The organism is Nostoc sp. 'Peltigera membranacea cyanobiont' 210A (assembly GCF_002246015.1).
Lineage (GTDB): Bacteria > Cyanobacteriota > Cyanobacteriia > Cyanobacteriales > Nostocaceae > Nostoc.
On sequence record NZ_NOLJ01000005.1, the window covers coordinates 269,069 to 292,077 of the forward strand.

The following is a 23,009-nucleotide window of genomic DNA, read 5'->3' on the forward strand; positions in this document are numbered from 1 at the left end:
AGTGAATGTTAAGTCCCACGGTTGTGCGTCCCACGGTTGTTTTTCGTCCTACCGTTGTTATCGGGCTAGGAGGAACGGGTTATGAAGTCGTACTCAAACTTAAAAAGCGATTTATAGATATTTACGGTTCAGTTCCAGAAGTTATTCGTTTTATTTCTATTGATACTACTGAAAATATCCAAGAACGAGAAAAATCACCTGATGGAACTAAGGTTGTCTTAGAACCTAATGAACTTTATGCAATTTCTGTCGCAAATCCCCTACCGCTAACACGTAACGACCACATCGCTGAATGGTGGCCTAGGGACATTCCAGCAACCAGCTTGATCAGTGGTGCCGGACAGATTCGGGCACGGGGACGGCTCGCCTTATTTGCGAAAGTAGGCGATATTGATGCTTTAATTGCTCAAGCAATCAATACTGTCCGTGAAATTCGCACTAGTAAACAAGCATTTTCAGAGAACTTTCAAGTTTCCAGTCGGGATGGTGTCGAAGTTTTTATTGTTGGCAGTTTGGCTGGTGGGACGGGCAGTGGCACATTTTTAGATACGGCTTTTTTAACACGAGAACATCTTAATAATTTTTCTAATATTACGGGGGTATTTGTTTTACCCAGAGTGTTTGCCAATATTCCCCAAACTCACTTGGTGAAGTCTAATGCCTATGGCGCTCTCAAAGAAATCGAACATTTTTGGGGATTGTCACCATCTAATAGCATTGAGATTGATTATGGCATTAAAAAAATCAAAGCCGATCGCCCTCCCTTTGATGCTGTATTTTTAATTGACGGGGTTAACAAAAATGGAACTGTAGTCGGTCGTCCAGACGATTTACAAAATTTAGTTGCAGATGGCTTATACATCCAGATTGGTTCTCAAATCGGTTTAGACGCTGCTAACGTTGCTGATAACATTCGGGCTTATCTGGCAACTGGTGAAAAAGTTCGAGGGCGCAATATCAATTATTGTAGTTTTGGCTTTGCTACCCTAACTCTACCGGTACAGCAATACGAGCGGATGAAATTAGAGGATGCTCAAAGCTTGCTAAAAAATGAGTTGATGGCATCTACCCCAACACTTGATTTAGAAAGCGACATTACCCGGTTTTTAGAAGATTGCAAGTTAGCAGAAGCTACTACTCTCCTGAATGCGTTGACTGAAAGCGATCGCGGCGGGCAAATGAAACCCGAATTTAGAATTGGCGAAATCCGTCAGGATCGCACAGCTTTGCCGACAATCAAAGAACTCTACAAACGGCAGTTAGATCAATTTGAACAACGGACGGCTCAAGAACTGGGATTGAGTTTTTATCGCTTAGAGCAAACTGCATCTGCTGCGATCGCAACTTTCTGGGAACGCAGTCTTAATCGTCCCAATGGGCTAGCTTATGTTTTGGAATTTTTGACCAAACTTTCCCAAAAATTAGACGAATTACAGCAAAGTGTGCAGCATAAGTCGCAAGAGGCGCAATCCAGTTTCAATGCTTTGAAATTAGAACCACAAGAAGAAAAGATTAAAGAAGTTGCAGAAACTTGGTTCCCAAATAAAAACACGATCCAAGCAGCTTGTCAGAGATATAAAGAACGGGCTGACCAAAAGTGGAAGACTTATTTACATTGGAAACGGTGTGATAAAGCGGCTGAACTCTATGGTGTACTGCGGGCAAAGGTAGAGCAAATCCAGGAAAAGTGTCAGCGTCTACACAGCAACTTAGATAAAGTTTATCGAGATATAGAACAGAGTTATCACGAGGTCAATCGTCAAGGAAGTAACGATAATCCTTTTATTCACACCATTCAGCGGATCAATCTGCAATCGAAACGTCCCAAAGTTGCTGGCGAAGATTTTATCCGTTGGCATCGAGAACAGTCTCAAACTTTAACCAATTGGTGTGAGAAAAAAGCTGAAGATGTCAAGAACGAAATTCTGAAATTTGTAAATGAAGCTTACTATCCTCTCACCAGCATGACTGTTGAGCAGGTTTTAGCAGATAGCAATCCCGAAGATGCGGGGCAAGATTTGCAACAACTTGGCAAACTTGCAGTTCCTCTCTGGCAGTATGAAGTCTCGGAAATTCCCATTCAACAGCAGCACTTAATCACAGAATTTTATTACTACGGAGTAGAGAGCAACAACACAATTTTTAGCGATCCACCTCTTTCTAATCGCTTGCCTAAAGGAAATAATAATCCTTCTTTCGTACCGACAGGCGAACCCCATAAAGTGATGCTGTTTCGGGTGGAAGTCGGTGTTCCCTTATTTGCATTCAACGGAATGAGGGAACTGGAGTCAGCTTACCTAGATCCGAATAAAGTCTTCAAACACTTACATCGCAATTGGACAAACTTAGCTAATTTAATTCCTCCAGAAGATGACGGTGGGGCGTTGCGTTGGTTTGCATTAGCGCTAGCACCCGATCCTTATAAATTGGTTGTCAATCAGAGTAAAAAATATTTTGTTTCTACAGAACAAGCGAAAAGATTAGAGGGCGGAGTTTTGCCATTGGGAGGCGATCGCAAATCAGCATTTAAAGCTTTCAAAAGTAACTTGCCTCTAGTTAAGGAAATTTCTGACAAAGTTGAGCGAATTACCCACGAAGACCAAGACAAAGCCAAATCTACTTTGCAAAACTACATCAATCACCTCAATCAGGTTTTAAAGGGAGGCAAGGTTGATGCCCAGATTCAAGAACAGGTAGAAATGGAAATCCAGGAAATTGAAGCTTACCTGGAAGATTTAGATGTGATTATTTAGCCCTATAGTTTGCACTCTCAGAGTGTCCCCATGCCAAAACCAACTATTTTACTTGCACTCGATCCTCACAGTGCCGCTTTTTGTACAGCCATTAAACGGCAACTGCAAAAATTTCCAGCCGATCAAACCTGTTTAATCCAAACTTATAACTTAACTTGGGATGGTCAAACGTTTGGCTTTAATGGCGAGTTAGATCAGTTTGCTGACACGAGTTTTGATCTGGCTCAAACTCATAGTAAACAAGCTTATGTCTCCAAAATTCGTACCCAGTTCAGCGACGCGACAGGCGAACTGCAAACTGCACTGATTGAATTATTGAAAACAGCTAGTCAATCAAAAGAAGCGATCGCAGCGAAACGTCAAGGAGTAGAAATCAGCAGCAGCCATCGAGTATATCTCATGCTATCAGCCAGCAATCAATTTGCTAGGGGAGTAGTTTTTGACATAGTACGCTTGATTCGTTGGCTATTTTCTAAATACTTTACAGATATTCCTTACAGCTTAGAAGCTTTATTGTTATTGCCAGGGTTATTTACCCAAGCCACAACTGCTGATTACGGTGCTGCTTACGCCTTCCTGAAAGAGTTAGATTACAAAATGATCAATGGCGTTGTAATTACAGGTGCCCAAAAAGTACCGCCTTTTGATAACTGCTGGCTGATGGATGAGCGAATTGGGGGACTGAGCGATAATTTGCCTAGCTATGCTGATGCTTTGGCAGGTTTTCTCACCGTGGAACCGGAAACCAACGGCTTATTGCTTGGCGCACAAAAAGTGCGGGGGAAAATACCCGCCTATAGTTCATTTGGTTATGGAGAATTGTTTTTCGCAGGAGAAACAACTATTAACCGTTTGAGTGCTGCCTTTGCTGCCGATATTATCATGGAGCAGTTTTTACCGAAGGCAGAATTCACTCCCGAAGCAAGCCGCAAATGCCTGTTAGATGCCAAAGGATTTGTCCTCAGCGAAGATTTCAGTAATGCTTTTCTGCAATTAGAACGAGACAACGGCAAACCAGTTTGGCAAGATTTTAATCCGCGTATTGATATTCAGGCAGGAATGGCGCGGGAATATGGGATGGAATTGCAACGTGCTTATCGGCAATTTGAAAATAAAGAGCTACTTTCTTATAAGCGCACGTTAGAAAAGTGTTGTAAACAATTACAAGTAAACCTAACCAGCTTCCTAGATCGCAGTATCAATCGCTATGTTGATGCTACACCTAGAGGCTTAAATGAAGGAGTTAGGCTATTAAACATATTGACCTTTTTGTATTTGGAACTGCAAACGGATGCCATTGGCGATCAATCCCAGAATCTGGTTACAGAACTGCGAACGGCTGAAGCATTTCTCGACTCAAGATTGCAGGTAACAATCGATCGAGAAGACACTCAAAAGCTGCTCAATCAAGTTCTATCTTTAAAATTGCGGCAGCAACAATTACAAGATGCTTTAACTGAAAGAAAATCTGAAGAACAACAGCAAGAACTACAAACAACTCAGAAAGAGCTAGAAACAGCAGTTTCTGACTATCGTCAAGCATTAAATGCCGAAATCGAACAAGCTCGACAAATCCGTTTTATGGCGATCGCTCGCGCTCGTGAACAAGCTGAAGCTGCGATCGTTGTCGCTCAGAACCACTTAACGTCCATTGAAAATCAACTTGAAACAGCTACAGATAACTTAGATGAACTACTAACAGAAGAAAATCGTTTTCGCTCACAGTATCTAATTGTGTATCCAATCTTGGTTACTGGTGCTTTATTCGCCTTGCTGGTTCTGACCGGAATTTTCAGTCAATCAACACTATGGCTATTATTGCAGAAGTTTTGGGCTAACTTAGTTAGTTATCTGCTTTGGACTGCGGTAACAATTTTAACTTACTTAGGTATAGTTTGGCTCAAGTACAGCACTAATATTCGCGATCGCATTCAGAAGGTTCAGAAACAAATTAAACGCCTAGAAAGCACTATTAAAGCAACCGCCGTAGAATTGCGTCGCAGCTATAACGAACAATTAAAGTTAGAGTACGATTTATACGCCCAAAATCTCCGTGTCGAGGCGTTAAATTATTTGATTAAAACAGCTAAACAAAGAACTGAAACCTTACGTCAAACTCTGTCTGATTTCTCTGAGATATACAATAATTTGGTTGTTCAACGCGATCGAGCTACCACGAAGTTCTCCGAAATTCGCCTCACAGTTCTAACTGATGCGGATATTGATGCTTATTACCAAAGTTTTCTTTCGACATTACCAACTGAAAAGTTTACTCAGGAACAGGTGAGCCGTTCTCAGTCGTGGAAAATCTCTGCTGAAGAATTTCAGAATCAACTTATGCCCTTTGCTCGTCACCAGTTCGAGCAATTGGGTAATTTGTCTATTGGCGAAGTATTAAAGCAATCAGATTTAATTGCCGCCAATATAGCTAATTTGCGTTTGAATCAACTTTATGATAGCGCTAATTTGTTGCTGCGAATTCAAGATATTGACACTAACTTAAACCCAACTTCTCAACGGGAGATTACCCTCTGGCTGGGAGCAAAAGATAAAGAACAAATTTTTGCGTTTTACAGCCGATTTAGTCGTAGTTTAACCGCCTTAGTAGCTGAAGATGAGCAACGGTTGTGTATTTTGACTCGTTCGTTGGGCTTTCCGGCTTATTTTCTCAGTCAAATTGAGTATTATCGAGACTGCTATGAACGAACTCAGAGCGAACAAATCGATGAAGACGAAAACATTCCTGATTTAATCCCAGAAGAAATTGGTTCTGGTAGAGAATTAAAACTAGCTTATCAGACGGTGATTTTAGCGATCGCTCTTGGGCTACTATCACAGCATTCTCAAGGCGATTATCAATTTAAGAGTCGGTCAATTGGTAAAGATAGAGAACAAATTGCCTTAGCTTTAGCAACTGAGTTTACCCTTCAGGAACTCTATGGAGAGTTAGAAGAACGTATCGAAACATTTGAAGGTGATTTTATTTACCATAAATTACAGGAATTCGGAACAGCCTCATCTTTAAATCCTTACGAACGTAAGCTTTTAGATCATCTGCTCTCAGACTATAACCCTCTGAATTAGGCATTCAATCACCTTTTTTACTTCTCTGGAAATTGAATATAGACCTAACCCCAGATCCTAAAGAACTTCCAGTTAAAAAAATATTCCATCCCTGCGGGATACTCCGCGTTCGCGTAAGCGTCCCGCAGGGTACGTAGGGGCGCAAGGTCTTAGGTGTCAACTTAACGTTAAATGGGCGGTTAGAAACCGATCTACACGAGGCTTTACCCACCTCCGTGGGTTTCAAACACTCAATTTTTTTAGTCCGCGCAGGCGGACTACCCTGCGGGAAGCCGCAAAGCGTCTATGTTTGTGTAGCCGCGAATTCCATTCGCTGGGGCTTAAGTTGACACCAATGAAGGTCTTGTGACTCCAGTCAGATATTGAGTCAGAGACTCAATAAATGCATTCCCAGTTTCGGACTTGCAATGAGGAAAGTCTTATCAAGTGCGTGTACACCGTAGCTTTTTAAGGGGGACTAAGGAGAATCTTTAGATTATGCACCTTAAGCAAACCGCATTGATACCAATCCTGACTTCGATAATTGGTACAGGCGATCGTTGCTTGATTTTACAGTGAATTGCTTACTCATCAAAGGATGCTCTGGCACCAACATCACTTATGTGAACTCCTCCCTACTGAATTTGTGAACTTCTCCCTACGGAATCCTTACGTAAATTCCAATTAAAAAACGCTCTTTTTTACTCTAGCTTTACAAGAAACTAGTGGATGCACGACTAGTATGAATATGTAACCAATTGACTGCACCCCAGATTTAATAACTAAATTACTTATACGGTTATTACTTATGCAAAGGTGTAAAACTGGTAAATAAAAATTCGTCCTTAAATAGAAGATTTCTTCTACATAAGACAAACCTGGCTTGAAAAGTTCCCAAGGTGACCATCCTGCTTGCCTATACTTTGTTCTTACTCATTAGTAAGGCAGTAAACAAGCATGACAAATTTGCAATCTTGACATCGTAAAAGAAAAATAAAAAATTGTATGAAAAAATACACTAAAGTTGTAAAGCGTTTTTTGGCATTGGTTACTCCAGCGATCGCTACTTCAATATTGACAACCTTACCGAGCCAAGCTGCTACCTTTGCATCTTCTGAGTCACAATTCAACATCAACAACTTTAGTAGCAGCCCTGTAGATGTTGTTAGGACTTTCACTGATAATAAGACCACAGCAATTAGCACAGGTGGTCAAGTAACTGCTGATGCTAAGGCTGAGGCTGAGTTTAATATCTATGCAAACAACTCTGCCTCCAATTTGTCCTTCAGCCAAGCTCAAGGTCAGGGTGATGGCTATACAGGGTCGGCGGAAAGCTTCGCTGCGATTATCGGTTATGATTTTATAGTAGACAAAGAGTTTTCTTTTGATTTCAGTGGTTTATTTAACCTTAAAACATCCATTGATGATGCACTGACTGAACGTGCAAATGCTCGTGGAGAGTTCTTATATAAGTTATTGGACAGTGATAGTGGTGAGGTTTTGGACTCTTTCAAGATTTCTGGAAATTTATCAACTATAGGCAACAATGATGCTTTTGTATTTGAACCGAGTAGTAGCATAACTTTTGATTCAAAGACTTCTAATCAATATTTTGGCGGAACACAAGAATATGCTTTGACTAGCTTTAAGGGTAAATATTCCCGTACTTTCGATAAGTTAACTCGTTTAACCTTAATAGAATCTAAAAGTAATCAGGTGAGTGTCTATACTATCCCAGAACCCTCAACAATTCTAGGTTCGCTGTTTAGTTGCACTATGTTTGGTGCTGTCTCGATACGCAAACGTAAAAGAGCTTCTTCGGCTGCGTTATTGGTTAATAAGATTTAAGGTCTGTTTAGTATGTTTGCACTAAGAGAAATTCAGGTCTGGGAAATGGCATTTATAGAAACCCCAAGTCATTAGGTATGCAGATAATTTTGTGATTTTGCACCCTGATAGACAAGCATTAAAGAAATGCAAATAAATAGCGATAAAAATGAAGTTGTCATCTAGAAGGGATTAAAATGCGAACTCAATCCTCATGGATTACCCTGTAAAGGCGAGTAATCCCCCGATTATTTGGTTTCGACTAAATGAATCGCATTTTATTTCTGCGTTTTCGTCCCTACCCATTACACGGCCACACTTACAAACGTGTGTTCTAGCCGATAGTATAGGTCATTGACGCTTTCTTAATTTAATCGCCCAATGCTTTTTTGTTGTTAAAAGTTATAGATTTTCGATCATCCACAAGTTTCTGCCCTAATTTTTTGTAATCAACAGGGCGAGAATCTTTTTGGAACTGTGGATCTCGTTTTAAACTCGAAGTACCCCTTTTACAGTTGTCATAAAACCAAGAGATAGAAGACTATGCTTGTTCTCAACTGGTAAGTGTTGCCATTGAGTTAAATTCATTAGCAAAAGGAAAGTTAGCTGCAAATATAGCACAATCAATTCCATAATTCATGCAAATCTTTTTTAGCTGTATTTTTAATATTCATCCATAGCCAAATACAGCTATTTTGAATTAATTTTACAGTCAGAATTGCATTATCTACTGCTGTTATCTGGGCTGACTTTTCATAAGCTTTGAACTCAAAAACAAGCATAGTCATTCAGCAACGCCGAAGTGTCACTTTTACCTACTGTCTTATACTACTATATGTGGTACAAGATAGAGGTATAGAAATATTCCTAACAAACTTTTATGAGCTATGTCCATAAAAGCTTCCTACAATTTGGTTATGCCAGCTTTATGAAACTGTTGCCGATGTATTGACAGATGCAATAACCTTATCACCATCAGTAATAGCGGCAGCAACAGCGACAGCAATAGCAGCATCAAAATTAGCTGTAATAGTGCCCTTGTCTTTGTCTACTTTATAACTGCTACTTTTAGCAATAGTATAACCACGTGCGTAAGCAGATGCGACTCCCCCTTGTACTTGACTAAGATCGGAAACTTCATCTTCACAAAAACTGAGATCGGAAATTCTTAATCGTTCCATAAAAAAGCTCTCTTTGAAAAACAAATGTATTGCTGAAAGTTTTTGAGAACTTTCAGCAATTTTTCTATCTAAAATGCACTGTAGTCCACTGTAGGACTAAGGCATATTTAGGCGGCAGTAGAACTAGACGCACCGGCACTAAGAGAGAAGCTGTATTTGCCGGAGACAGCAACAGTCTTAGTAAAAATGCTGGTGATAGCGATGTTTTTACCACGAGATTTTGCAATTGCTTCAGCATCTGCAAAAGCTGTTCCACCTTGAACATTTTCGGTTTCAAGAACGGTTTCTACATGAGAAAGATCGTTGATAATCATGATTTTCTTTCCTAAGAGTTAGTAAGGTAAACTTGTTTCTTGTCGTGCCACTACAACTTGTTTTTTAGCAGCATACAAAGAATAGCACTATTAGAATTCGATGAATAGTAGTTTTACGTAAATTTTCTTTCCAAAAGGAAAAAACATTCTATTATCAAGTTACTGACACTTTCTGATATTTAGATATTGCTTGAAAAGTGTCTTGCTGTTTACTATCAAGTTATTGACACTTTTTAATATTTAAAGATTGTTTGAAAAGTATCTTGATGTGTATTATCAGGTTACTGACACTTTCTAATATTTAGAGATTGTTTGAAAAGTGTTTCACTATGGCTTTAGGCACTTATACATTCCCTAACTTCCAGGGCTATTTAATTTGATCTATTAGGAATATTGCCAACAGCATAGGCAATAAATTTGGTGAAGATAGTAATCGAAAAATTACTATCTTAAAGAGTCAAATTCAGTGCGTTGGCGTTGGCGTAGCCTCTGTCTGCGACACGCTACGCGAACGTAGAGAAGCCTTGCCGGAGGCATCACCATTTTCTTGTGCAATCAGATTTTTTATTCACCCGATCTTTTTGCTTGAAACGCTTGTAAATCAGCACCTTTTAGGAAATGAAACACCCCTGACGGGTTAGAGGTGTTTCATAGCCTTCATTGGTATCAGTCAACTTAAGCTAAAACTCCTTTAAAATCTTGTTTCTAGCCAGAGGCTGGGAATGCCTCCCATTAGGCATTCCCAGCCTCCGACAGAGAGCGAGATAATCTCCTAAAAGCTTTTTCTAGACTGGCTTTAACCTTAATTTGAAACCAATGCAAGTCCTTGCGCCCCTATAAATCTAGAAATAATTTGGGATAATTTATTTTTTGCAAGTCCCTAAAAGAGAAGGATAGTAAGATTCAAAGCTTCTCTCTTTTTAGAAAAATATTGCAAATAGGTCTAAGGATAGATTGACAATATATTTGTTCGTCGAATTTATCCTGCCTTCTTAGCAAACTGGTTATAATTATCTTCCATCTCCCTCAGAAATCAAATTCTCATATACACAGTATTTATATGGGACGTGTTCGTTCTAAATCTGACCTACCTACAAAAATCTGTCCGGTATGTCAACGTCCTTTCACATGGCGTAAAAAGTGGCAAGATTGTTGGGACGATGTGAAATATTGCTCAGAACGTTGTCGTCGTCGCCGTTCTGAAGCTCAAAATGAAACCAACCGCAATACAGACGCAAATAGCGCAAGAGATTAATGGAGTTACAGGTGCAACCTAAATTAATTATTCATGGCGGGGCTGGTAGTTCTCTCCACGGTAAAGGCGGATTAGAGGCGGTGCGCCGATCGCTCCATACAGTAATAGAAGAAGTTTATTCTCTGCTATTGTCAGGAGCAACTGCCTCTGAGGCAGTGGTGCAGGGTTGCCTAATGCTCGAAGACAACCCCCGTTTTAATGCTGGTACTGGTTCAGTATTGCAATCTGATGGACAAATTCGTATGAGTGCTTCCCTGATGGATGGTGCGTCAGGGCGGTTTAGTGGTGTGATTAATATCTCGCGGGTGAAAAATCCGATTGATTTAGCGCAATTTTTACAAAGCTCGCCAGACCGAGTGCTATCAGATTTCGGTTCGGCTGAGTTGGCGCGGGAAATGCAAATTCCCAGCTATAACGCTTTAACTGATTTGCGGTTACAAGAGTGGATACAAGAGCGCCAGGATAATTTTAAAAGCACAATGGCTGGCGTGGTAGCAGAACCCGAACTGCTAGAAACTAGCAATGCCGGACGCGGTACCATCGGTGTAGTAGCTTTAGATGCATCTGGTAAGCTAGCTGCTGGCACTTCTACTGGTGGTAAGGGATTTGAGCGGATTGGCAGGGTAAGTGATTCGGCGATGCCAGCAGGTAATTATGCGACTAGTAATGCTGGTGTTAGCTGTACTGGCATTGGTGAAGATATCATCGATGAGTGTTTAGCTGCACGGATTGTAGTGCGTGTCACTGATGGGATGTCACTGAAGGAGGCGATGCAGCGTTCCTTTGGGGAAGCCCACGAGAACAAACGCGATTTGGGAGCGATCGCCTTAGATGCTAGTGGAGCGATCGCTTGGGGAAAAACTAGCGAAATCTTACTCGCCGCCTACCACGATGGCGAAAAAATTGGTGATACTTTGGAATGGACTGGCAACGAACTGATCGGCTATTGTTGAATCAGTTTCAGGGCTTCGGCTAAAGTTTCTTGCTGGTCAACTATTGCGGCCAATTCTTGGGCTTCATAACGCCCTTCAAAAGCTTCTAGCGCCGCTCTTTTCAGTGCCACTTGATATCCTTGTTCCAGAATATCGATTAATTCTGCTTGATTCAAGTAAAAACCACCGGATTTGCGGCGCTTGTTTATTTTGTTGATTTCCCGTACTGTATTTTCTATCGAAACATCCCAAGAGCGAGTAGAACGTTTTTCGGCCTTTTGTTTAATTAAATGGATGAGCAGAATCACACCATAACTATCAATTTTATTGATTTTGTCACTGAGGCTCATTTCTTCTAACTCATCCACCAACAGCAGCGCCTCATGGATTTTGCCTTGTTCTAGAAATTGCCTAAGTTCTAGCAGTTCTTCCATGTATGTTATATGTTGAGATTTTGGCTATACTACTAATCTAGCTAGATTAGACATCTAGCAAAAATCGTGGTTTATAGTCTAAAACCACAGATCAACCGCGATTAACACCGATGAATTATTTATGTTGATCTGTGGTTTCATTTTCAACATTTTTCCTCCGCCAAGCTGGTTTCACCACCTGACGACTACGAGCAATCACCAGAGAATCATCCGGCACATCTTCTGTGACTGTAGAACCAGCTGCTATATAGACATCATCTCCCAAGGTGAGTGGAGCCACTAAAACGCTATTGGCACCAGTTTTTGTCCGATTGCCTATTTTGATGCGATGTTTCTTCACGCCGTCATAGTTGGCAGTAATTGTACCAGCACCAATATTCACCTGATTGCCGACAACAGTATCACCTATATATGACAAATGTGCTGCATTGGTGCGATCGCCTAATTGCGTATTTTTCAATTCCACAAAATTCCCCACACGGCAACCAGCACCCACCTGTACCTGACCGCGCAAATGAGTATAAGGGCCAATTCGGCTTCCCGCCTGCACGGTGCTATTTATGACTACTGAATATTGCACTGTGACATTTTCACTTAACTGACTATTTTCAATTAAACTCCCTGGTCCAATGCGACTTCCTGTTTGGATTACCGTATTTCCTCGTAGGTGAGTTTGGGGTTCAATAATTACATCCGGCTGCAATTCCACTGTTTCATCAATGGTGATGCTTGTGGGGTCGATGAGGGTGACACCCGCCAGCATCCATTTTTCCTTGACTCGTTTTTGCAAAATTTCGGATGCTGTTGCCAGTTGCAGGCGATCATTGATGCCGAGAATTTCTTGGTAATCTTCCACATCCACTGCCATTACTTGTCCTACCTGAGTCACGGCATCGGTAAGATAGTATTCTTTTTGGGCGTTGTTTGCCTGGAGGTGGGGAAGCACCTTTGCCAAATCTGGCCAGCGAAAGCAGTAAACTCCAGCGTTAATCCGCTGATTTTGTCTTTGAACAGCCGTACAATCCTTGTGTTCGACCATTTGCTGCACAATATTTTCATCGTTACAAAAAACGCGCCCGTAGCCTGTAGGGTCAGGTAGGTGCGAGGTGAGAATAGTGGCAGAATTTTGATTTCGGACGTGAGTTTGTAACATCTGCTTAAGAGTTTCGCTGCGTATTAACGGTAAATCACCGTTAAGTACCAGCAAATCTCCAGTATAATTTTCCAAGTGAGGAAGTAATTGCTGGATAGCATGACCTGTCCCCAATTGCACAGTCTGTTCGACAAACTCCAAACTGGGAATTGAATGCATGGCGGCTTGCACTTCCTCGGATTGATATCCCACAATCACGATTCGCCGTGAGGGCGAAAGTGGTTCTACACTTTCGAGAACTCTCTCTACTAGCGATCGCCCACCCAAAGAATGTAAAACCTTGGGTAAGCGTGATTTCATCCGTGTGCCGCGTCCCGCCGCTAGAATTGCTACAACTACCATAATTAGCTATCAGCTATCAGTGAAATTGTGATTAATGCTGTTGGTACTTTAAAATCTCGGCTCAAATCATACCAGCTAATTATAGAAGACTGAAAATATTAAAGGAGTCATAATTCAGGAGTCGGTATAATTTCACTCCTAAAAAGCAAAGATTATCATCATACTAATTAGCGTTCTTTACCATACTCAGTACTGAGTGCTGTTAGCAGATAGCTAGGGTTTAGCCCGTGCTGAGTTTTGAAGTTGAGTACTCAGTACTTTCGCACTATGGTAAAAGCCCCGCCCCTCTCTGCGAGACGCACTCGCGTTCGTGGGCGGTCTTTTAACTCTAAGCCGAGGAACTCGGAACTCAGCACTCTTCATAGCAGCTACAAATCATTACTCCCTATTCCCTACTCCTCCCTTGTTCCTGACAAGAGCGAATAAACTCTGCAAACTGCTGCATTAATTTGGGGTTACGCCAACCGGAATCAGTTTCTTCTTGCATCACTAAAAGTGCTTCTGCTGAAGTGAAAGCTCTTTTGTAAGGTCGTTCACTGGTTAGGGCATCGTAAATATCAATTAACTGAAATACTTGCGCTAGGTAAGGAATATCATCCCCCTTGAGTCCATCGGGGTAGCCTGAGCCATCCCAACGTTCGTGGTGATGACGAATAATCGGAATTACACCGCGCATACTCCGTAGTGGTTGGCAGATTTTTTCTCCAATCAAAACGTGCTGCTGCATAATTTGCCAATCTTCGGGGGTGAGTTTGCCTTTTTTTAGCAGGACTGCATCGGGAATACCCACCTTACCGATATCGTGGAGATAACCACCCCACATCAAATCTCGAATTTGATAGCGGGAGAGGTTGAGGTATTCACCAAAAACTTGTCCCCGTTTTACTAGACGTTCGCAATGGTTGCCCGTATTGGGATCGCGACTTTCAATAGACATGGCAATGGAAAACAGTACTTGTTCGGCATGGTCTAAATCTTCGTTTAGACGCTTCTGCCGCACCAAGGACTTTACACGCGCCGCTAGTTCCACCCGATCGAAGGGTTTAGTGAGAAAATCATCTGCCCCAACTTCAATTCCCCGAATGCGCGATCGCCTGTCATTTAATGCTGTAATAAAAATTACTGGGATTAGCCTAGTCTGCTCATCCTGTTTAAGCAATTGGCACACTTCAAATCCATCCATTCCTGGCATCATGACATCCAGCAAAATCAAATCTGGTTGTTTTTGAGTTACCAATCCCACAACAATAGAACCACTGTCCGCCTCAATCACTTCGTATCCTTCCATCCCCAAGAGGGCAACAGCAGTCATCCGACTGGCGGCATGATCGTCAACAACTAAAACCTTCGGCGGATCTAAATCAAACCCATTCACTTTAGAACCTTTGGCTTGTAGTGTTCTAGAGACCAATGAATCATCATCACAATTAACATCAGTTTTTATCCAAGAAGACATTGCTTGCCTATCTTCAAGCATAAGGTCTTCTTGAGATAAGCCTAAAGAATAACCTTCCGCATTTTGCGATTCCACGGCATGATTTGAACCCATACTCTTCACTGTGCTAATGGGGTTTGACCCATTAACAATTTTTTCTGTAAAGCCTGTATAGTTGGATTTCCATTGAATCACAAAGGCACTCCAAGTTTTTGCACAAGTTAGTTAACAGTGTCAGATTTAAAAAAAAATTTAAGATTCGACTGTATCTGAGTCAGAGTTTCGATATGGATTATGCATGATGTCAGGCTGCCGATCGGTATTTTTCGCAGCATGTATCTTTTATGTTACGAACAAGGTGTATCTTGTTGTCAAATTTTTTGCTTCTAATTCCAGTATGATAAATTCTCACAAATGTTAAATCAGGTTTTTTACGGAGATTTTTTCGCCTTGTGGCGTCAGAAAGCGTTATGATTGTGTGCTTTATATCGAGATATCGGATTTTGAGTTTAAAGTCTTTATAGTAATCATTTAGATATAAATGTTTTTACTCAGTTATAGGAATACTCCAGTACTGTTAAAGAGAATGTAATATTGAATACTAACATATAGATAAGCTATTTGGCTTGTAAAAACTCGTTGAATTAGGCTTGCAGTCCATAGGCGTAGCATATTGTATGATATTGTAATCAAACTACAAAGTAGTTCCCATAGAATCCCTGCCTTGTGTTTCCAATAGCCACCTTTTTCGCCAATGAGAGGCAGGTTCTAGACAAGAGGTTTGTTGCTCTTGTTGTCGCCGCCTGACTATGACTTCAGTTGGATCGCTCAATTGAGGATCGCGATAGGGAATAGCAGCACGAGTTAGCAAGTGTTCTTTTTCAACTTCTGAGAGGGTAGTGATTGGGAAATGGTCTTTAGACTCAGCATTTTGAGAATGTGTTGCCACGGTACCAGGCGATCGCCTTCCTACGGGTGGGGTAGAATATATAACCAAGCCAGCAGACAAAAGTGCTATACGTACAGCAGCAGCACAAGAATAGGTGGCTAATAAACCATCTGGATGTAAACACAATGACAGATGTTTAATAAATTCAACAGTCCATAATTGAGGACACTGTGGTGGTGAAAAGGGATCGAGGAAAATTGCATCTGCCCAGAAACCCGACTGACGTACTAGCGCGATCGTAGTTCTAGCATCGCCAATTAGTAGCTTCGCTTTCAGGCAAGGTGTTTGTACTTGATGCTCAAAAGCTAGCTTTTTCAAAATTTCAATATAGTTACAGTTCCAATTGTCGAATAATTGATGAGCGATCGCCGCTTGTGGCACTGCTGGATTCAGTTCTAAACCGATTACTTCAACACAACAACTAGGATTCACTGCCCAAATTGTTTGCAAAGCAGCAGCTGTGTTATATCCTAGACCATAACAAACATCCAATAGTCGCAAGACCGGTTTTTGCGCTGCTGTAGCCAGTTGAGTAGGTTCAACAAACTTGCAAAAACTTTCCTGCGTAGCTCCATAATGGCTGTGAAAGGATTCACCAAACTCTTGAGAGACAAAGGTGAAAGAACCATCTGCTGTTAACTTAGGTGTAAAATTCTCTAAGTCTGACATCTTATAAAAAAACTAAATAATGACTAATGCCCAATACTTCGGCTTCGCTCAGTACAAGTCCCCAATTTGTTGTTTCGCCAGCTTGGCTGTTTGAACATCTAGAAGATCCGCAAGTCGTTATTGTGGATTGTCGCTTTTCTTTAGCCGATCCACAACTAGGACAACAACAGTATCAAAAAAGTCATATAGATGGGTCGTATTACTTAGATTTGAATCAGGATCTTTCCAGTCCAGTGGGTAAGCATGGCGGGAGACATCCTTTACCTAACCCTAATGATATAGCTAACAAATTGGCAGCGATTGGGGTAAATTATCAAAAAAGTTTAGTTGTAGCTTATGATGATTCGCGCTTTGCCTTTGCAGCTCGTTTATGGTGGCTGTTGCGCTATCTAGGACATGAGCAAATAGCAGTATTGGATGGCGGCTTGGCTGGATGGCAAAAAGCTGGGTATTCTGTTACAGATGTTATTCCTTCCCCCCGAATGGGTACGTTTGTCTCTCAAGTACAAACAGAAAAGGTGGTAGATATTACAGCGGTGAAAAGCCGGAAAGATAGCCACGAGGTAGTATTGGTAGATTCAAGAGAGAGCGATCGCTACCGAGGCGAACGAGAGCCAATCGATCGAATTGCCGGACATATTCCCGGTGCAGTCAACTATCCCTGGCAAGAAGTTACAGACTCTTCCGGCTACTTACTCCCTCCAGAAGAACAACGCCGTCGGTGGGAAAAGCTAGAAACACCTGAAGAAATATTCGTATATTGCGGTTCTGGGGTTACTGCTTGTGTAAATTTACTTTCTTTAGAATTAGCTGGTATTAGCAAGGGTAAACTTTATGCTGGTAGCTGGAGTGATTGGATTTCCTATTTATAGTCATTAGTCATTGGTCACTTGTACTGAGCATACCCCTCTGGGGAAGCAAGCTACGCGTAGCGTCTCGAAGAGAAGCCGTTGGCGCAGCCTCTCGTAGAGAAGTATTGGTCATTAGTTTTTAATAAAGGATAAATCACAAAGGACAAATGACTAATGACAAAGGACAAATTTCAAAACTTACCTAATTGCAAACCATAATTAATACTGAAGAACCAACCATCAAAATCAATGTTTTCGGCGGTTGAACTACCTAAACTTACTCCAGCCTGGACATTCATATAAATGGTATCGGATATTCGGTAATTTAAGTGTCCGAATATCCGATAAAATTCGTCTTCTCGATCGCGCTGTGTAAAGTCTGATAAATTCATTTGGTAGTCAATACCAACTTGGAGAGGCTTTTGTAAGTAGTAGTTCAGAGACACCCAAAAGGAATTGATTATCCGATTACGACTTTGGGGATCGGCAAAATTTACACTTAATTCGTAGTAGCTATTTAGGGTTAATCTTGAAGTTAAGGGATCTCGGCGTCCCAAAGACAGTTGTAGGGAATTTTCATTTAAAAAGCGATCGCCTGCTTTGAAGCTATCGAAGCGATCACTGTTGTTGGCATAAAATAAATGTTGATTGCTCCAACTGATTTCTCCAAACATTCGTTGGGATAGCTGCTGGTAAATACCGAGATTGAATCTCACCTGATTGTAATGATATTCTGACTGATTTATATAACGAATCAGATTGCCATCAATTGAGCCATTTACAAAAGTCTTAGATCCCAAAGGGAAATATGTAGAGGCTAGTGTCAGTCCAGAAATAATTAAACCATCTTCTATGGGACTATCATTTGAGGAAAATATGTTACTCGTCTGGAAGTAGCCGACACGTCCTTGTAGATAGCCAATAGGTTTAAACTGAGGTACGGGTTGTTCTGTGGGTGGTGGTAGCTGTTGTTCTAGGGGTCGTAACCGCACCCGCAACCCCAATTCGCGATCGCTATCAGATTCAAACGGTTGTTTTGGCGATCGTAGCAGCTCTATCAACCTCTCTCGCCTTTGAGAATACTCTGTCTCAGGTAAATTTAATAGTTGCTCCTTTGAGTCTGAAGGAGATATGGGCAAATTATTTGGCTGCGATTCTAGCTGTGGCGGGTCATTTTGCTTTTGAGTATCTATAGGTTCTTCGGTTTGATCTGGGATTTGAGTCGTTTCTGGTGTTTGCTGTGCCAGATTTAACGGCATTCGAGAGTCTAAAGTATGTGACTCACTCGACAGCTTGCACAAAGAATTAATTGCTTTTTGCTGCAACTTATGACATAACTGCTCATGAGTTAGCTGTGTAGTTGCTAAATTACTAGTATGCAAAACATCTGTAATTGTAGATTCTGCCGCATCTACTCTAATGCAACACCAGTTTCCACCACTGGACGTTAACAAAATACAAAAAAACAAATTTTTCCAGTTCTTGAGTCGCATCTGGTTAGATCGCATTGATTGCGTTTGGCAAATGTAGACCCACAAGCTGTATCGGAAGTTCCGACTACAAAGATACAGTTGATTGCATCTATTTTAGCTTTGTAGGTATATACTGAAACTACAAACTAAAATTGCTTCTTTTCGGATTTTGCCCAGATTTTTTTTGTAAAACTGAGATGCTCCGATAAAATTCCTGCTTAAATTTTAGTGAAATACAGCCAGTGGGTAATTTCACAACAAATCTTAGCAAGTTATTGTCCCCCATAATTAATGATCCTCTGCCTGAAGTGATTATAAAGGATTATATGTAAGGTACTTCTCGTTTAATTTTTTCTATCAAATACTAACTTTTCAATCTCCCACAGACTTTATTGCATACAATTTCATTTTCTGAAGGAAAACTTAAATCAATTAAATACATATAGGAATCCAATTTTATTGATGAACTTGCTTGCATAGATAAGGAATATGTGGACACGAAAAAAAGTAATAGATGTATGCTGAGTTTTTTCAAACAATCAAATATTAGCCATTTGTTTTATTTATTATTATTTTATGCATTAAATCTAAATTAAAATTTAAACTAATTTACCTAAAAAACCCCTTACAACAATTAGCATTAGCTTAAAATTTAATTTTTATGATATTAGTTGAAGCTCAAAATTTCTCAAACTATGTTTTATAAATCGTTTCCATTATTGGTGATTGGTTTATGGGGACTGATAGTACTGCCTTTGCCAAATCGGGTAAGTGCTATAACTCCTCTAACGCGAGCAGAGATTCAGAACCTCCGCAACATCGTACAACTAATACCCAAAGATAAATTGAAGAAACGTGCTGCACGCAAATTAGATGCAATGACTCCTGGGGACGGGCTGTCAACTGGCCGAGCTTCTCTAGCAGATTTGCGTTTTAATGATGGCTCTTTGGCACGAGTTGGAGAACAGGCGTTATTTCAATTTTTGCCGAAGACTCGTGACTTTAAACTGACAAACGGGACTGTGTTGTTGCTCATCCCACCAGGAAAGGGGCAAACACGTATACAAACACCAAATGCAGCAGCAGCAATTCGTGGTTCAGCATTATTTGTACGCTACGACCAACAAACAGACACTACGATTGTAGGTGCGCTGACAAATAGCGGTATTGAAGTTTCTAACAAGAAAGCTTCTCAAACTCAGGTGTTGGAAGCAGGGCAAATGGTGATTATAGTTAAAGGCGAATTTCAGAGGTTATATGATTTTGATCTCAGAAATTTTTATGAAACGAGCCAGATGGTTCGGGAACTTGATTTGAACAGGCAGAGTCCTGTGCCTACAAACGATCCTGCAATCACCAGTGTTCAAGCTGAAACTGCTGCGGCTTTGGAAGCACAGCCACCAATAAAAGGCGAGGAAATGCAGCTAACTCGTCCTAATAGCCCAACAGATCCAACACCCGTAACCTCAACAGATCCAACACCCGTAACCTCAACAGATCCAAAACCCGTAACCTCAACAGATCCAAAACCCGTAACCTCAACAGATCCAAAACCCGTAACCTCAACAGATCCAAAACCCGTAACCTCAACAGATCCAAAACCCGTCTGGATCTGTTGAGGTTACAGGTGTTGGTGTTACGGGCGTTGGATCTATCGGCGTTACGGGTGTTGGATCTGTCGAGGTTACAGGTGTTGGTGTTACGGGCGTTGGATCTATCGGCGTTACGGGTGTTGGATCTGTCGAGGTTACAGGTGTTGGTGTTACGGGCGTTGGATCTATCGGCGTTACGGGTGTTGGATCTGTCACACCTGTAACCTCAACAGATCCAACACCCGTAACCCCAACTGACCCAACACCCGTAACCCCAACAGATCCAACACCTGTAACCCCAACTGACTCTCCAAGTACATAAAAATTGCTAATGGGGGTAAAAAATGCTCTGCGAACGTCGAAGGCAGTACGTTTTATCATAATTTTACGTAAGTCCTGTGGAATTTAGCTGCTCCAATGCGATAGCACAGACTTATGCTCGACTAGGGGCAGAACTATACAACTGTTAACTACTGCCTTTACAAGCCGCCAAAGCAAAAAGTGATATTCCCTACGACCAGATAGCATCTGCTAACGCTAGATTAAATCAAGGACAGGACTTACACAGCGTTCACCGGATATCCTTATATAGTTCAATCACTTTCTGTGTGTAAGTTCCCAGGAACTCACTTGTTGCTAAAGAGAACATAAACTTATGACTTTTGATTACGACCTGTTTGTAATTGGTGCGGGTTCTGGAGGTTTGGCGGCTTCCAAACGAGCGGCTAGCTACGGCGCAAAAGTGGCGATCGCTGAATATGATTTAGTTGGTGGCACTTGTGTGATTCGCGGTTGCGTTCCCAAAAAACTCATGGTCTATGGCTCTCACTTTCCCGAACTGTTCAGTGACGCTTCAGGCTATGGCTGGAAAATAGGTAATGCTGAATTTGACTGGGAATATTTCATTACATCTATAGATAAGGAAGTTCGGCGGCTGTCGCAGCTACATATCAACTTCTTAGAAAAAGCTGGAGTGGCACTAATTTCTGGTCGCGCCACATTGGTAGATCCCCACACTGTAGAAGTTGATGGACGTAAAATTACAGCAGACAAAATTTTAATTGCTGTTGGTGGGCGTCCTGTAAAGCCAGATTTACCAGGGATGGAACATGGCATTACCTCTAACGAAATCTTTCATCTAAAAGAACAACCAAAACACATCGTCATTATTGGCGCTGGTTATATCGGCACGGAATTTGCTTGTATTATGCGCGGTTTGGGTTCTAAAGTGACACAAATTACCAGAGGTGAAAAGATTTTAAATGGTTTTGATGAAGATGTCCGTATAGAAATTGAAGAGGGTATGACGAACCACGGAATTCGCTTGATTAAGAATAATGTGGTGAAAGCAATTGAACGTGTCCCAGAAGGGTTGAAACTGACTTTATCAGGGGATGACCAAGAACCACTAATTGCCGACGCGTTTTTAGTAGCGACCGGTCGAACCCCCAATGTAGATGGATTAGGTTTAGAAAACGCTGGGGTTGATATTGTGGCTAGTTCTATCGAAGGGCCTGGATACCCTACCACAAGTGCGATCGCAGTCAATGAATATAGTCAAACTAGTCAACCGAATATTTTTGCTGTTGGCGATGTCACCGACCGAATCAATTTAACTCCCGTGGCCATTGGCGAAGGTCGCGCCTTTGCCGATAGCGAATTTGGGAATAATCGCCGCGAATTCAGTCACGAAACTGTGCCCACAGCCATATTTTCTAGCCCAGAAGCCGCAACAGTCGGCTGGACAGAAGCCGAAGCACGGGAAAAACTTGGTGATGCCGTCAAAATTTTTCGCACTCGCTTCCGCCCCATGTACCACAGTTTGACTGGTAAGCAAGAGAAGACAATGATGAAGTTGGTGGTTGATGGCAACACCGACAAAGTTCTAGGCGCTCACATGGTAGGTGAAAGTGCCGCTGAGATTATCCAAGGTGTAGCGATCGCAGTCAAGATGGGCGCAACCAAAAAAGACTTTGATGCTACTGTGGGTGTCCATCCCTCAGCCGCAGAGGAATTTGTCACAATGCGCTAATAAAACTTAGGAGTGAGCAGTTGTGAGTTATGAATTATAAGTGAGCCACAATAATTGATAAATCTTTATTTATCAACACTCAATAATTTTTAACTCCTAACTATTGACAACTTTGGACTACATATATCTTCACGGATTTGCTTCTAGCCCTAAATCTGCCAAAGCGCAGGATATAAGCGATCGCTTTACCCAAATTCACACAAAGCTGAAAATTCCCGATCTCAATGCAGGCGATTTTTCCCAGTTGACAATCACTCGTCAGATCGCTCAAGTTGCCGCAGAATTAAACAATGATTCTACACCAGTAACGCTGATTGGCTCAAGTTTGGGTGGTTTAACTGCCGCCCACTTGGGACAGCAAAATTTACAAGTGCAACGCTTAGTTTTGCTAGCACCAGCTTTTGGATTTTTATCCCATTGGTTGCCTAAGCTAGGAGATGAAGAAGTACAGCGTTGGCAGCAAGAAAAATCTATCATGGTCTACCACTACGGGGAAGAGCGATTAATTCCTTTAAGTTACGATTTCGTCATAGATGCTGCCCAATACCAAGAAAAACTTTTGCAACGTCCTATATCCACGCTAATTTTGCACGGCAAAAAGGATGAAGTCATTCCTATCGAAGCTAGTCGTGACTTTGCGCGTTTTCGTCCTTGGGTGCAGGTAATCGAGCTCGACAGCGATCACGCCTTGGGTAATGTTATGGAAGAAATTTGGCAGGCAATTCACCTCTTTTGCCAATTACCTTAAAGCTGTA

Annotated in this window: 18 protein-coding genes; 9 read left to right on the forward strand and 9 right to left on the reverse strand. The window is 41.5% G+C overall.

Features of this window, described 5'->3' with window-relative positions; all coding sequences use genetic code 11:
- Positions 1-5: 5 nt before the first annotated feature.
- The 3 genes from CDG76_RS17330 (at position 6) to CDG76_RS17340 (ending at position 7,664) form a co-directional block, all read left to right on the forward strand.
- Complete coding sequence (locus tag CDG76_RS17330) at positions 6-2,753, forward strand: tubulin-like doman-containing protein (protein ID WP_094350211.1); 2,748 nt, start codon at positions 6-8, stop codon at positions 2,751-2,753.
- A 30-nt stretch (positions 2,754-2,783) separates the two neighbouring features.
- Complete coding sequence (locus CDG76_RS17335) at positions 2,784-5,837, forward strand: hypothetical protein (RefSeq protein WP_094350212.1); 3,054 nt, start codon at positions 2,784-2,786, stop codon at positions 5,835-5,837.
- 984 nt (positions 5,838-6,821) lie between these two features.
- A complete protein-coding gene (locus CDG76_RS17340) occupies positions 6,822-7,664 on the forward strand; it encodes a PEP-CTERM sorting domain-containing protein (protein WP_094350213.1) in 843 nt (280 codons plus the stop codon).
- A 602-nt stretch (positions 7,665-8,266) separates the two neighbouring features.
- On the opposite strand, the gene CDG76_RS37375 is transcribed toward CDG76_RS17340, so the two are convergent.
- The 3 genes from CDG76_RS37375 to CDG76_RS17350 all read right to left on the reverse strand — a co-directional run bounded on the left by CDG76_RS37375 (position 8,267) and on the right by CDG76_RS17350 (position 9,138).
- Positions 8,267-8,431, reverse strand: a complete 165-nt coding sequence (locus CDG76_RS37375) for a hypothetical protein (protein ID WP_190240878.1) — start codon at positions 8,429-8,431, stop codon at positions 8,267-8,269.
- Between the two features lie 138 nt (positions 8,432-8,569).
- Complete coding sequence (locus tag CDG76_RS17345) at positions 8,570-8,824, reverse strand: hypothetical protein (RefSeq protein WP_094350214.1); 255 nt, start codon at positions 8,822-8,824, stop codon at positions 8,570-8,572.
- A 107-nt stretch (positions 8,825-8,931) separates the two neighbouring features.
- Positions 8,932-9,138 (reverse strand): hypothetical protein, encoded by a 207-nt coding sequence (locus CDG76_RS17350; RefSeq protein ID WP_094350215.1) that lies wholly within the window; start codon positions 9,136-9,138, stop codon positions 8,932-8,934.
- Between the two features lie 1,060 nt (positions 9,139-10,198).
- Between CDG76_RS17350 and CDG76_RS17355 the strand changes: the two genes are divergently transcribed.
- Both CDG76_RS17355 and CDG76_RS17360 read left to right on the forward strand, forming a co-directional pair.
- Positions 10,199-10,393 (forward strand): DUF2256 domain-containing protein, encoded by a 195-nt coding sequence (locus tag CDG76_RS17355; protein ID WP_094350216.1) that lies wholly within the window; start codon positions 10,199-10,201, stop codon positions 10,391-10,393.
- Positions 10,393-11,346 (forward strand): isoaspartyl peptidase/L-asparaginase, encoded by a 954-nt coding sequence (locus CDG76_RS17360; protein ID WP_094350217.1) that lies wholly within the window; start codon positions 10,393-10,395, stop codon positions 11,344-11,346. The genes CDG76_RS17355 and CDG76_RS17360 overlap by 1 nt, the downstream gene beginning before the upstream one ends.
- Here the strand turns inward: CDG76_RS17360 and CDG76_RS17365 are convergent.
- The 4 genes from CDG76_RS17365 to CDG76_RS17380 all read right to left on the reverse strand — a co-directional run bounded on the left by CDG76_RS17365 (position 11,337) and on the right by CDG76_RS17380 (position 16,307).
- Positions 11,337-11,759 (reverse strand): DUF29 family protein, encoded by a 423-nt coding sequence (locus CDG76_RS17365; protein WP_094350218.1) that lies wholly within the window; start codon positions 11,757-11,759, stop codon positions 11,337-11,339. The genes CDG76_RS17360 and CDG76_RS17365 overlap by 10 nt on opposite strands.
- Positions 11,760-11,874: 115 nt before the next feature.
- Positions 11,875-13,254 (reverse strand): bifunctional UDP-N-acetylglucosamine diphosphorylase/glucosamine-1-phosphate N-acetyltransferase GlmU, encoded by a 1,380-nt coding sequence (glmU, locus tag CDG76_RS17370; protein ID WP_094350219.1) that lies wholly within the window; start codon positions 13,252-13,254, stop codon positions 11,875-11,877.
- Between the two features lie 385 nt (positions 13,255-13,639).
- The gene (locus CDG76_RS17375; RefSeq protein ID WP_094350220.1) at positions 13,640-14,884 is read right to left on the reverse strand and encodes a response regulator; all 1,245 of its coding nucleotides are present in this window, start codon (positions 14,882-14,884) and stop codon (positions 13,640-13,642) included.
- A gap of 499 nt (positions 14,885-15,383) precedes the next feature.
- Complete coding sequence (locus tag CDG76_RS17380; RefSeq protein WP_094350221.1) at positions 15,384-16,307, reverse strand: tRNA (5-methylaminomethyl-2-thiouridine)(34)-methyltransferase MnmD; 924 nt, start codon at positions 16,305-16,307, stop codon at positions 15,384-15,386.
- A gap of 26 nt (positions 16,308-16,333) precedes the next feature.
- On the opposite strand from CDG76_RS17380, the gene CDG76_RS17385 reads away from it, so the two are divergent.
- Positions 16,334-17,179, forward strand: a complete 846-nt coding sequence (locus CDG76_RS17385) for a sulfurtransferase (protein ID WP_094350222.1) — start codon at positions 16,334-16,336, stop codon at positions 17,177-17,179.
- Positions 17,180-17,349: 170 nt separating this feature from the next.
- Here the strand turns inward: CDG76_RS17385 and CDG76_RS17390 are convergent, their stop codons facing one another.
- On the reverse strand, positions 17,350-18,666 hold the full coding sequence (locus CDG76_RS17390) for a hypothetical protein (RefSeq protein WP_442946377.1): 1,317 nt from the start codon (positions 18,664-18,666) through the stop codon (positions 17,350-17,352).
- Positions 18,667-19,325: 659 nt separating this feature from the next.
- Here CDG76_RS17390 and CDG76_RS17395 point away from each other — a divergent pair.
- Entirely contained in the window at positions 19,326-20,249 is a 924-nt protein-coding gene (locus tag CDG76_RS17395; RefSeq protein WP_094350223.1) for a FecR domain-containing protein, read from the forward strand.
- Here CDG76_RS17395 and CDG76_RS37380 read toward each other — a convergent pair.
- Positions 20,217-20,603, reverse strand: coding sequence for a hypothetical protein (locus CDG76_RS37380; RefSeq protein WP_190240879.1), 387 nt, complete (start codon positions 20,601-20,603; stop codon positions 20,217-20,219). The two genes, CDG76_RS17395 and CDG76_RS37380, sit on opposite strands and share 33 nt — an antisense overlap.
- 274 nt (positions 20,604-20,877) lie before the next feature.
- Between CDG76_RS37380 and gor the strand changes: the two genes are divergently transcribed.
- Together gor and CDG76_RS17410 are read left to right on the forward strand one after the other, a co-directional pair.
- Complete coding sequence (gene gor / locus CDG76_RS17405) at positions 20,878-22,254, forward strand: glutathione-disulfide reductase (RefSeq protein ID WP_094350224.1); 1,377 nt, start codon at positions 20,878-20,880, stop codon at positions 22,252-22,254.
- A 112-nt stretch (positions 22,255-22,366) separates the two neighbouring features.
- A complete protein-coding gene (locus CDG76_RS17410) occupies positions 22,367-23,002 on the forward strand; it encodes a YqiA/YcfP family alpha/beta fold hydrolase (RefSeq protein ID WP_094350521.1) in 636 nt (211 codons plus the stop codon).
- Positions 23,003-23,009: the final 7 nt, after the last annotated feature.